5 protein-coding genes and 2 pseudogenes are annotated in these 12,453 nt (G+C 58.0%); 1 reads left to right on the top strand and 6 read right to left on the bottom strand.

The window, feature by feature from the left end:
* Nucleotides 1–141 precede the first annotated feature (141 nt).
* On the bottom strand, nt 142–384 hold the full coding sequence (locus QRN22_RS13755; protein WP_156152751.1) for a hypothetical protein: 243 nt from the start codon (nt 382–384) through the stop codon (nt 142–144).
* A 326-nt stretch (nt 385–710) separates the two neighbouring features.
* On the opposite strand from QRN22_RS13755, the pseudogene QRN22_RS13750 reads away from it, so the two are divergent.
* A pseudogene (locus QRN22_RS13750) lies at nt 711–1,130 on the top strand (IS4 family transposase); the annotation flags it as partial.
* Nucleotides 1,131–1,868: 738 nt separating this feature from the next.
* Here QRN22_RS13750 and QRN22_RS13745 read toward each other — a convergent pair.
* From QRN22_RS13745 to QRN22_RS13720, 5 genes and pseudogenes are all read right to left on the bottom strand, one after another.
* Nucleotides 1,869–2,268 (bottom strand): annotated as a pseudogene (locus QRN22_RS13745) (transposase); the annotation flags it as partial.
* Nucleotides 2,269–2,281: 13 nt separating this feature from the next.
* The gene (locus tag QRN22_RS13740; RefSeq protein WP_042555095.1) at nt 2,282–2,788 is read right to left on the bottom strand and encodes an immunity protein RhsI2 family protein; all 507 of its coding nucleotides are present in this window, start codon (nt 2,786–2,788) and stop codon (nt 2,282–2,284) included.
* Nucleotides 2,789–3,255: 467 nt separating this feature from the next.
* Nucleotides 3,256–3,591, bottom strand: a complete 336-nt coding sequence (locus QRN22_RS13730) for a hypothetical protein (protein ID WP_156152750.1) — start codon at nt 3,589–3,591, stop codon at nt 3,256–3,258.
* On the bottom strand, nt 3,588–12,044 hold the full coding sequence (locus tag QRN22_RS13725) for a DUF637 domain-containing protein (RefSeq protein WP_082045836.1): 8,457 nt from the start codon (nt 12,042–12,044) through the stop codon (nt 3,588–3,590). The genes QRN22_RS13730 and QRN22_RS13725 overlap by 4 nt, the downstream gene beginning before the upstream one ends.
* Nucleotides 11,936–12,453 (bottom strand): hypothetical protein (locus tag QRN22_RS13720; protein ID WP_285403112.1); only part of this gene is annotated, 518 nt, incomplete at its 5' end. The genes QRN22_RS13725 and QRN22_RS13720, both read right to left, overlap by 109 nt.

The raw sequence follows: 12,453 nt of genomic DNA, 5'->3' as shown, positions 1-12,453 counted from the left end.
CTTGGTTACGAGCCATTTTCGCTACTTCTTGCTTTGTGAAATTGGGTATTAGGGGACAGACCACGATTCACTCAAAGATCGATAAATAATCGTGGCCTGCCCCCTATTACTATTTTCCCCTATTACTACTTTCTTATGCTTTCAACAGCCTTTCTTTTTATATCTATCAAATATGATACACGCACAAGTAATCAATGCAATTAAGCCACCAACCTTCAACCCTAGCTCGCCTGCTCTGACAGCTTCCTTTATAAAATCGAAATGGTTGATTCCCAAATAATAAGAAACAGCAAAAATACGAGCAACATAGATCGTCGCAAACACTCCGGCAATATAAAATACTGGTATAAAAAAAATAAACCCATACTTTCTTATCATTTTCATCTACCACCACCTGCTGTTGATTCTGCCACGCCACCCACTTCTTTTGCCACAACAGAGCCTAACACGGCATTGAGAACCGACTTAATATTACCCATAGACCGCCCACCAAAAACTGCTGCTGCCTCAGCCATTTTCCACCCTGCAGCGCTACCCACAGAAGCACCCGCCATAGAGGCACCAGGGCTTTCTCCTTTAAGAGTCTTATAAACGTACTCCCCTCCCACATTCGTCATGATAGTAACTGGCAAATTTTTTCCTTAGGTCAACCCTCCAATTAAAGAGGCCTTGCCAACACTCACCAAATCCACCGATCCGGTTTTTAAGACAGATGGCACGTCGAGCTGGACCTACGCAACCTCAAGAGCACCATGGGACTGGAAATGCTGAGCTGCAAAACGGCCGCTATGGCAGTGAAGGAGCTTTGGGTTTATCTATTGGCGCACAACTTGATCCGACTGCTCATGGTGCAATCGGCATCAATCGCGGATTGTTTACCACGCCGACTGAGTTTCAAGCACACCCTGCAACTGTGGCTTGCCTGGCGGCAATTTGAGGATTCGGATATTGACGGGCGCCTTCACCAGTTACTGATGCTCATCGCCCAGCAGCGTGTAGGTAGCCGGCCTGGGCGAGTGGAGCCGCGAGCACTCAAACGAAGGCCAAGACCCTATCCACTACTGACCCAAGCGCGCCAAGTGGAACGCACGGAAGTTCAGAAAAAGGGACATCCAAGGAGGGCTAAGTAAGTGCCATTCAAATCTGTCCCTTTTTTCCAAGCTATGGCGGCAAATAGCCAAGTGGCTCACTTTACCAAAATCAAGAATTGCTACTGCTGACTCCGCGCTCGAAAGCCGAAGCAATCATCACCTCGGTGATATCTACACACGATAATAACCCTGCTAAAGTCGCCCCTATCCTTTCAAAGATAACCTCACTAGAGGAAGCATCTCCAAATGCCGCACAGCGTATATATATCTTTAAAAAACTCCGTACGCCATCGCAGACCAACCCTCTCTCGAGACCTCTGATCGAGGCTTCTTCGTATTCGGAAGGGAGCCCAAAATGCCCATATTCAAACGGGCTAACTAAAGATTCTTTATAAATTTCATTTAAAATAGATTTTCTTGTAAGCCTAACCTGGATCCCAGACTCGACAGAACATCGCCGAAAAGTTATGCCTAGGAGCCCGTACATACAGCGCGCGCCGTGTGGAATCATTACCTCGAGTACAAAGCAATCATTTCCAGAACCGGACCCACAGATTCCTTGCTCATCAATACCTGTAAAAAACTCATTTTCCCAGAAACGAAAACGACCTAATCCATCTAGCCTCCCAGAAATCATCTTTTGTCACTCCAAAATCTCAGCCAGTTACCGTTAAAATAACCAGGCTGTTCTTTATTTAACCTATCTATCACTTCTGGATGGTAAACACTGAATGGCGAAACCTGATACTTTTTGAGAGCCTGACCATGAGCCACACTACGTAGCTCTATCCGTTGCCCCTGAACTCTCTCTATTTCATCCACAAAACGAGCACTACCGGTTAACTGCCCTCTCTGAAGTGCAGTCCGGATCAGTTCAATTTCACTTGACGTTACAGCTCGGCGCATGAACTCCATATAACGAATACGACGCCTTTCAGGTATCGCCAAGTGCGATGACGCAAGGGTCAATATCCAACCAATCACTGCCCGCTTGATCAGTGGTGCGCATCTGGTAACTCGACTAGGGGAAGTCGGCGGCCTCGGCAACCATACGGGCCCGAACCGGGTTTAACTCGATATAGCGGCAGCAGACAAGTAAGTAGGCGTCTGACTCGACCACACTGGATTTGTAACGGCTCTCCCAGAGCAATAAAGTTAGTCTGTCCCTTTTCCTTGTTTAGCTTAGCTGATCAGGTAGAAAATAAATCTGTCGACTTATCCGAAAAACCCAACGACACCGCCACCTCAAGTGCAACTTTGGCATAATTTATATTACCATCCGGGCCTGGCTGCTTTTTCATCTCATCAAGCGCATATACAATTTGTAACTTACAGCCAACTCGAAACAATTCAACATCAGAGCTTTCATTTACGTATATACCAATGTCAATCACTGAGCCGTCTTCCACCAACAACTCAACAGTGTTGTTTTCTGCTTTATTATCCTGACCAGCCGCGTAGGCGCGAACAATAATCCCAGAAAAGAAAAGGAGCGGTATATTTCCGAGATAAATATTATCCCACCACTCCTGAGACCCATACAACCCATACTTACCTTTAAGCCCCAGCAGAGGCCTGCCAGAATTCAAAGTTAACGCTTGAGCAGCGGCAACGCGGGCTGGATCTTTCTGTAACTCTTTCCAGTGCGAATAGACGACTTTCATTTGACGATGTGCGCCATCATTCTTTAACAACATCACTACTTACCTTTACGCACGGCTTTAGGGGACAGACCACAACTCACTCAAAGATCGATAAATAATCGTGGTCTGTCCCCTATTACTCTATGGATAACGCCTCGGTTGGAGGAAACAGGCGCTCCCGGTGGTCTGGCAATAGCGATTCGACCTGTTCAAATAACTTGGGACCGGTCAACAGATTGAAGAATGCATAAGCATCCGTATTGGATGTGAGGCGATGGGTACGGCTTTGTTGAAGGATGGCTGCTTGGCGCCTAGGATTCATCTGGGCTGCTCCTTGGGCTCGGTGTGTGTTCGCAACTATCACCGTAGACCAAGAGCAGCCTTTCTTCTTCTAGATCAACTGGTTAACGCGTAAGTAAGCGCCATTCAAATCTGTCCCCTTTTCCTCTAAAGTGCCAGATCAGCTCGACACGAGACTTTTACAGATAAACCAACATCAGCGCGAAAATACCAATGTGATACTACCTCAAGAACATATCGATATCGTCTAGAGCATCCGCAATTTGCCCTGAGATGATGTTGTCATCTAGATGTTCACGAAGAGCAATGAGTACCTTTTCTTTGTCAAGCTGGCGGTGAATCCTTGCTATATGTCCAAGACAAGTTGCTGCAAGCCCTCTAACATCAGGGCTTTCGTTGCGGAGAAATTCTAAGCATTTACTCTGTGCCCACCTCCAATCAGGATCATTTAAAGCAACGGAGACAAGTGCCTCACAAATACTCTTAACATCCCTCGAAGCAAAAGCTTTTTCTAAAGCTCGCTTATTATAAGGTTGGGGGGCTTGATAGTTCATCATCGTTTCCCACCAGTAAGAATATTACCTTTACGATCAACCATACCTGCCTGTTGCAAGGCTTTTTGCATGTCTGGATGCAAATCACTCCAAGAACGGACGTGGCCGTGATAAGTCGTATCTAGCGTTTTGTCAAAAACAACAAAATCTTTAGAATCGTAGTCAATTCCGACTCGGCGAGAGGATGTCGGTTTAACTTGGATCGAAAAATCTAGCACTTCTTGACCATTAACCGGAGCACGACTCTTAACTGCATTATCGATTTTCCCGTGGTAGGAAGCAGCTTCATAGTCCAATCGGCGCATGGCGCCTGCACTTTCACCGGCAGCTCCTGTCGCTTTTGCCCCGCCCTCCAGTGCAGCCGCATGGATTGAGCAGCTCCCATTGCTGCAGCTAACACAAGGCCCGATATTGTGCACCCATGCCCCAAGCGTTCCAACATAGAACGTATGCCCAGCGTCTACCGTCAGGTTGTAGGTCTGCCCCTGCGGCTGATACAACGTGATGGACTCCACGGTGATGGAGCTGCCATCACCGCCATCTCCCAAGGACTGCAGGCGATCACCGGACTTCAGGTCGATGACCGGAACGAATCCTTTCTGAGCAGGCACATAGAAAGGGTGCCCAGGTGTCACCTCCAGTGTTTCTGAAGCGCTAGCACCATCTACGGCGTCTTTGCTCAGCACCACCTTGTAAATGGGCTGGTCAGTACGCGTGTGAGTAGCAGTGATTGCAGCCGCGAACGGCTCTCCGCCACCTTCGGGCTTGCTCCAAACAACATCGCCTACGTTCAGGGACTCGATTACGCGCTCGCCTTCCGGGGTGGCTACCAAAGTGCCTGCAGCGAAGCAACAAGGCTTATAGCCCTCCTTCTGAGCCTGTGCCTGGGTAATGGTCCGACTCGATGAAGCACCTTGTGACGAACCCCCACCGCTGGTGATGACCTGCCCCGTCCGACCTCGTATCCCCAGCAAAGCTTCTTCCGAGAACGAGGCTAGAATCGTGGCGCGCTCTTGAAGGCTGAGAGGTCGCTCATAAGTACGCTCCAGCCACTGAGTAGAATCCATCCAACCATCGAGGAATTTGGTTTCCTCTGCAGTAAGCCATCCCTCTTTAATGTACTTGGCGAAAGCAACCTGATTGTCAGTAACAAACCGATCACCATGCTTGTTGTAAGGATTAACCGAAGGCGCAGACACTGCATCAGGATTGCCTTGTAACAGGCCCGGCACGTCATATCGACCTTGGAAGAACCGCAGCAGCTCCTTGGCAACGGGATCGTCCATGGCGATGGTTTTGTCGAGGATCGACTCAACGCACTTCCTGTTACCGCACTCATTTATCCCCTTGGAACGTGCAGCCGATAGTTCCTTGTACTTCGCGTCGATGGCGTCGATCTTCGCTGCGGTGCACTGACCACTGGCCCTACAGTCCTTCAGTTCTTTGAGCATCCGCTCAGCAGTCGGATGCTCCAGTCCATTGTAAAGAGAGGCCTGCTGAGCCACCCAACCAGCTTTCTGCTGTTCCTTCTCATCGCCCCCCACCAATGCGGCGCTTGTCATGCCTACAAGCTGCGAGGTCATGGCCACGAGCTGTGCGTGTTGAGGCCCTTGGAAGAACTCCAAATCGATAATGGTATCGACCAGCGCCTCATTCAGCCCCGCAGCAATCGCTCCCGTTTTAAAGCTGCCTCCCGCCGCCTCAGCCACGAGGCCGCCTACTATGCCGTGGGTGATGACCTTGCCTGTCGTGCCAGAGAAACGCAGTTCATCGCCAAGGTTTTTGTAGATCAGGCCGCTAACGATATTGGCCGCATGACCGACGGCTGCTTGACCCAAATTATCTGTAAAATTGCCGCCAACAATGGCAGTTCGCAGTCCAGCCTCTACAAACGTGGTTCTCGCAACCTGCTGAACACTTTGCACGTTGAATCCAAGGCTTGAAGGATTAACCCCAGTGCCAATACCAGCTGTGGCGGCACTGAGCGCATACCCCCTCATTGCATCAGAAGACGTGATATCCCTGGATGTAGCGCTCAAGTTACCCTTGTTACTAATGGTGCTTATCGCGGCCTGGCTAACTACGGCGTGGAATCCAGCCTGGGCAGCCAAGCCCATACCGGCCGAAGAGGTTGCACTTGCAGCCGCCCCGGCTACAGACGTACCGGCACCTGCTGTAAGAACCGTGACCAGAATTGCGATGATGATCGCGGCGCCAGCCCCCACCCCCGAATGGCTGTATTTAAAGGAGTCGTGCACTTCTTTCACGCGATGCCAGTCGACATCACCGCGCTGCTCCATCTTCTTCAACCAGGCCAACTCGGGATCAGCCTTGACCATCGCATCAATGGTCTGACTGACGGTCTGCCGATTGACCTGTTTGATATCGATGTTCAGGCCTTCGACCGCGCTGATGACGGTGTCACCTTTGGCAATCATCTGGCTCTGAAGAAGCGTCTCGTCTGTAGTGCCCTTCCCTTTGGCCGACGTCCACATCGAGCTGTTCTTGCTCTTCTCATGGCTCTCCTGATCCAGATCCTTCACCGCTTCGAAGGTGATGGCACCGCCACTAGCAAGGGTCAGGTCGGCACCGCTTTCCAGGCGCGCTTTCTGGTACAGCTGGTCGCCCTCACTGACCAGGGTCAGGTCCCCGCCGGTGCTTATGCTGGTGCCGACGTTACGCACCGTGGTGATTTCATCGCGCTGGGTTTTCTTGCTGCCCCCGGAGCCCTTTTGCTTCATGTCGTACAGCGAGTGGTGGCTGCTTTGCGCAGCCACCACCGCCAGTTGCTGGCCTGCGTACAGGTAGGCTTCACCGTCGGTTTGCAGGTTGCTGGCACTGAGGGCAAGGTTATTCTTGGCATTCACATGCAGATCACCACCGGCCTCGACCTCGGCCGCCTGCTGGGTCACCAGGCTGCGCTCGATGTCGACCCTTTTGCCGCCGCTCTTGCGGTGCGACTCGAAGTGGCTCTCGTTGGCTGCGGCAGCGATCAGGATGTCGCCGCCCGCTCCCATGGCCAGATCCCGGCCGGCCGTCACGCGGCTGGCCACCACGGCAAGTTCGCGCTCGGTCGAGAGCGTAAGGTCTCGGCCGGCACTGGCCTCGGAGCCGTATTGGGTCACTTGCTCGCGACGGCTGTTGCCTTTGCGGTCTGTCTGGCGGCTCAGGTCATGCTGCTGGGCCGATACGATCTGCAGGTCACGCCCGGCGATTACCCGTAGGTCGTGCCCGGCGTTGAGGGCTCCGCCGACGTTCTGTACATCGCGTCCTGCACTCAGGTTGAGGTCGTTGAGGGCCTCGATGCGCGCCGCGCTGTCGACGTAGTCCTGGCGATAGTCATGGTTGCGCCCAGCAGACTCGAAGGTGGTGACACTGCGTTCGTTGATGAGGTCGCCGCTCACGGCCCTGGCCGTGACATCGCGCCCGGCGATGATGCCGCCCTGGGCGTTGCGGATGCTCTCGGTCGCCAGCAGTTGCAGGCGCTCGTTGGCCTGCATGAGGCCGCTGTTGGCGATGTTCCGACCTTGTACATCCAACGCACCGCTGGCTCGCAGGGTGCCCTGGTTGCTCAGGTCGCCACCGCCGATCAACGCCACGTCACGGCCCTGGATCAACGCGCCGTTGGGGGCCAGGCGGCCTTCGGCCTGGGCCAGGTAGAGCACCGGCACCAGGACCTTTTCGCCGAGGACTTCCTGCTCTTCCATCCACACGATGTCGTGGGTCAGGGCAGCCACCTGCTGGGCGCTCAGGCTGACGCCAAGGCCCAGGTTCAGTGCGTCCTTGCTGGCGATGGCGTTGTTCATCAGGTAGCGGAACATCGCCTCGTCGCTGGTCAGCCCGGTCAGGTAACGCTGGCCGGTACGGGCGACGATGGCGTCGCGGATCAGGCGCTGTTCGTAGAGGCCATCGCCCAGGCGTTTCTGGGCCTGATCGGGGTCGTAACCCAGTTGGCCAAGCATGTAGTCGGAGCTGAGGAAGCGGCTCAGTTCGGTCAGTGCCGGATTGGTTTCGATCAGGTATTTGTGGCCGATGCTGGGCTGCACGTTGCTGGGCACTGGCCCTACGCCGAGCGGCATCTGTGCACCGGTCTCCAGCAGGCTGGCGGTAGCGCTCAGGCCGTCCTGCACCCGCCAGGGGCTGCCAGCGTTCTGGTTCTGGGTCTGGCTGGCACTGTCAGCGCTGCCCGCTTGGGTATTCAGGCGAAACAGGCCGTTTTCGCCTTGCGGCAGGCTGAAACCGGGCAGACTCAGCGGGTTGACCTGCCGCTGCTGAAGGTCAGGCGGCAGCTCTGCGCTGAGCACGACGACGGGCTGGGTGCTGCGCCCCAGCGTGACATCGGCGCCACGGTACGGGCCGTAATCGATGGCGCTGTTGGGGTAGGTTTGCAGGTTAGCCAGGCCGTTGCTGGCCTCGATGGTGACATTACCGCCCGCCTGGATGACGGCCGGTGCCAGTAGGTGCTCGCTGCCTGAAACGGCGAGCGGCGCATCGATCCCCGCGTAGTAAGCCGGACTGAAGCCCGCCTTCATGGCCAGGTAGGCCGCTTCGCTGAAGGTGGCAGCCGTACCATGCTGCGCCATGAAGTCGCTCACTCGCGCCTGGTGAGCGTAGTAGGTTCGGTTGCGCTCCCGGGGTTGCGCCGTGAAGACCGCCGTTGCGCTGCCGGCCATGGCCTGGGCACCGATGTTCTGCAGGTCACCGGTCTGCACGACGAGGTCCTTGCGGGCGGACAAGGTGCTGTAACGGTTGATCAGGCTATCGCTGTCGATCCGCAGATCTGCGCCGGACAGAATCTCGCCTGCAGGGGAGTCTTCGGCGATGACCGCGCCCCACTCTTCGTGCAGGGTCAGGCGACCCCGTTTGCTTGACCAACTGCGACTACAGTGCTGGATACAGGTCAGGTACGCCTGCGCAGACAGCAGCTTGCCCTGCATGACGAACGCATCCTTGGCGTTCTCCAGGGTTTCTACGGCCAGGCGCATGTCCTTTGCGCTTTCCAGGGTGGCGGACATGTTTTCGACCAGGCTGGAGCGTTGCAGCTGGTCATCTCTGGCGATGCTCAATGCCCCGAGGCTGTAGATGTCGGCATAGCGGTTGGTGAGTTGACTCAGCCGCAAGGCCATGTCCTCGCCGCTGAAGATCAGGCCTCTTTGGTTGAGCAGCGTTGGCGTCTCGAGCCGCAACACTGCGCCACTGCCGAGGGTGCCGTGGTTGTTCAGACCGGCGGCGCTGACCGTCAAGTTGCCCGCGGCGGTGAGCCGCCCCTCGTTACGAAACAGCCCGCGGGTAACGACCGTGCTTGCCGCCGCGCTGGCGATACGGGCGCTGCTGGAAAGATCAAGGCTGCCGGTACCCAGGGTCATGGCAGCGAGGCTGGTAAGCTGACCGTCCCCCGCATAGGCTCCGCTCAGGTTCAGGCTGAACGTGCCATCGCTGGCCAGCAGGCCTTGGTTGCTCCAGTTGTCACCACGGCCACTGAAGGCTCGCCGCGCGACCAGCTGGCCAGCGACGGTCTGCGTGAAGGTGCCGATATCGAGGACCAGTTCATCCGCCTCGATCACCGCGCTGTTGGTCCAGTTGCTGGCGCTGAGGCTCAGCACGGCGTTGGTGCTCAGGGTGCCGCCAGCGCCCATGATCAGGGCAGCACTGAGGCCGAAGCGACCCGCACCGGTATGCAGGATACGGCCGTCGCGGCCATGCAGGTCGGCGACGCTCAGCTCCAGCTCGGCATTGGCGGTTTCCAGCACGCCGTTGCGGTTGTCCAGCACACCGCCGCTGATCTGCGTGGTTCCAGCCTTGCCCAGTGCCCGCAAACGACCGTATGGGTTGTCGATGCGAGCGGCCGCAAGGTGCAGCGTCGTCGCGCTTTCGAGGATGCCGCTGCCATTGCGCAGCGCACCGGACAGGCTGAAGTCGATTCGCTCGGCAGCCACCTTGCCGCCCTGATTCAGGATGTCGAGCTGGTTGTCGAAGTCACCCGCAATCACGCTCACCCGTTGATGGGCATAGAGCCCACCGCCCTGGTTATCGAAGGCGCTGCTGCCCACGTCGACCCGGGCATCGCCACCGAGCGCGGACAGGTGTCCCCCTCGGTTATCCAGCCCCTTGGCAGTCACTGTCACGGCCTGCCCCTGGGCAGTGCCGGAGGCGTTGTCGAACAGGCCTGCACTGGTCAGTTTCAATACGCCGTGCAGGCTGTTGAGGACGCCGGCGCGGTTGTCCACGGCACTGGCGCCGTGCAGATCCAGCGGGCCCTGCGCGCTCTCGATGCGGCCACCTCGATTGTCCAGTGCGCCACTCAGCCTGGCGATCACGGCCTGCTGACCACTGAGGCTGCCGCCACTGTTATCGAGTCGCTGCGCGTGCAGGTCGATGCGTCCCTGCTGGCTGTGTACCAGGCCATCGGCGCTGTTGTTGAGCACACCACTGAGCAGCAACTCCAGGCTGCTGCGAGCGCCGAGGGTTCCGCCGCTATTGTCGAGGTCGCTGGCAGTCAGTTGCAGTAAATGCTGGCTGAGCAGGCTGCCACCCTGGTTGTCGATGGCTGCGGCCTGCAGCACGAGGGGGCCGCCACTGGCCAGGCTGGCCTTCTGCGCGTTGATCAGGAGCCCGCTGAGGGTGAGGTCCATCGCGGCCGTGCTGGTCAGCTGACCGGCGCTGTTATCGAGGCCACTGGCGCGGAGGCTGGCAGCCTGCTGGCTGCTGATCTGCCCCGCGCGGTTGTTCACTGCGCCGCTGTGAACGCTGAGCGAGCCCAGGGTGTCGATCAGACCGCCACTGCCGTTGTCGAGCGTGTCGGCGAGTGCCAGGCTGAGATCCCCTGCGCTGGAGATAACGCCCCCGGCACTGTTATCGAGACGTTGCGCGTCCACCGAAAGCTGGCCCTTGCTGACCAGTGCGCCCGCCGTTCGGTTGTGCAGCGCTCCACTCAACTCGACATGCAGGTCGCCATCGCGGCTGGACACGGTGCCCTGGCCGCTGTTTTCCAGGCTACCGGCCTTGATCGCCAGGCCCTGCCAACCAGAGACCAGACCGCCTTCGGCATTGCGCAGGACGCCCTGACCCAGGTCGATAGCCAAGGTGCCGGCGCTGATCAGCCTGCCCTCATCACCATTGTCGATGGCACCCGCGCTCAGGCTGTAGCCCTGACGGCTGGAAATTTCGCCCCCTCTGTTATCCAGCCTGGCCAGGCGCTCCAGGGTCATCGGCCCCCTGGCACTCAGCAGGCCGCCGCGGTTATCCAGATCACCGCCTTGCAGATCCAGATGCACGCCGGCTTCGCCGATCAGCCGGCCTTGCTGCTGAATCAGCCGAGCGACGCTCAGGCGCAGGTCACCCTTGGCCGAGACCTCTCCGGCCTCGCTGGCGTCGAGGTGGGCCGCGCTGATAGCCAGGCCGGCAGCGCTGGTGATCAAGCCCTGCCGCTGGTTATCCAACCGCCCCACCAGCGTCAGCGTCAGGTCCCCATGGCTGCTCAGCACCCCACCCGCGCTGTTGTCCAGGCTGTCACCAACCACCAGTAGATCGTCACCCCCGGTGAGCATCCCCTTGGTGTGGTTGAGCAGCCGCTGGACCGCGAGGGTCAGGCCCTGCCCTCCAGAGACCAGCCCGGCCTGGCTATTGTCCAATACGGCAGCGGCTTGCCCGGCGCCTGCCCACACCCGAACGTCGGACCGCCCCCGGGTGGAGATTTCCCCGCGGCTGTTTTGCAGCGCTTCGTCGACACGCAGCTCGATGCCCTGGTGCGCGGCAATCAGGCCGCCGTCGCGATTATCCAGCTGGCGCGCAGCGACGCTCAGTTGGCCCTGGCTGAGCAATTCGCCAGCCTGCTGACCAAGAACGCCTGCTCGTACCTCGACATCGCCCTTGGCCCCGATCTGCCCGCCTGCGTGGTTGCGCAGTTCACCAGCGGCAATGCTGAGACGGCCTTCACTGACCACGCGGCTCGCACCGGCGTTGTCCAAGACGCCGTCCACCGCGATGCTGGCATCGGCCTTGCCGCTGACCACCCCACCCCGGTTATCCAGGCTCTGCCCGCTGATATCCAGGCGTCGATCCGCGACGAGGGTTCCACCCTGGTTATCCAGCGCCGCCTCGCGCACGGTCAGGCTTCCACGACTGCTCAGGGTACCCTTGGCGCTGTTGTCCAGCTCATGGGCTGTCACCGTCAGTACGCTGCCCGCACTGAGCCGCCCGCTGCGGTTATCCAGCTGCCCCGCGTTGACGCTCGCCACGCCCTGGCTGGAAATCTCACCGTCCCGATTGTCCAGGCGCTTGGCAGCGCTCACGTCCAGCGACTCGTCAGCGACGACCAGCCCCCCGCGGTTGTCCAGCGTCTTGGCCGTCACCCGGGTGCTGGCCTTGGCGCCAAGGGCACCCGCCCGATTGTCCAACGTGCCGCTGAGGGCCAGGTCGAGATCGCCACTGGCCAACAGGCGGCCCCGATTGCGCACACCATCGGCCGTGAGCGTGACATTGCCACTCGCATTGCGGGTGGCAATGTCACGCTCACGGCCGCCTCGATCACGCCCTGGTTGCTGATCTGCCGTGCGTTCAGCGTGATCCGCTCACCCGCCGCCAGACTCCGTTCCTTATCCAGGCTCAGGGTCTGCGTGGCACGGGCTGCGACACTGCGCCCGGCATAGGCATCGCCACCGAGTTCGATTGCACTGGCGGCCAACTCGATGTCATCACTGGCCACCACACGGTTGAGGCTCAATCGCCCGCTGGCATCGATCTGAATATCCCCGGCACTGGCGGCCATGTCGCCGGCCAGCTTCACGCCCACGCCCGCCTCGGTACCCACTAGACGAATCGCCCCGGCGTACATGCCGCCCAGGGCCGAGCTGTCGATGGCCAGTT

It is taken from the genome of Pseudomonas sp. MEJ086, assembly GCF_030209025.1.
Classification (GTDB): domain Bacteria; phylum Pseudomonadota; class Gammaproteobacteria; order Pseudomonadales; family Pseudomonadaceae; genus Aquipseudomonas; species Aquipseudomonas fulva_A.
The sequence above is the reverse complement of the archived record's forward strand: the minus strand, read 5'-3'. Positions and strand labels throughout refer to the sequence as shown.

What these genes read in the sequence shown, in the direction of transcription:
- QRN22_RS13740 (WP_042555095.1), bottom strand. Translation starts at nt 2,788, where the DNA reads ATGTTGTTAAAGAATGATGGCGCACATCGTCAAATGAAAGTCGTCTAT.
- QRN22_RS13730 (WP_156152750.1), bottom strand. Translation starts at nt 3,591, where the DNA reads ATGATGAACTATCAAGCCCCCCAACCTTATAATAAGCGAGCTTTAGAA.
- QRN22_RS13755 (WP_156152751.1), bottom strand. Translation starts at nt 384, where the DNA reads ATGAAAATGATAAGAAAGTATGGGTTTATTTTTTTTATACCAGTATTT.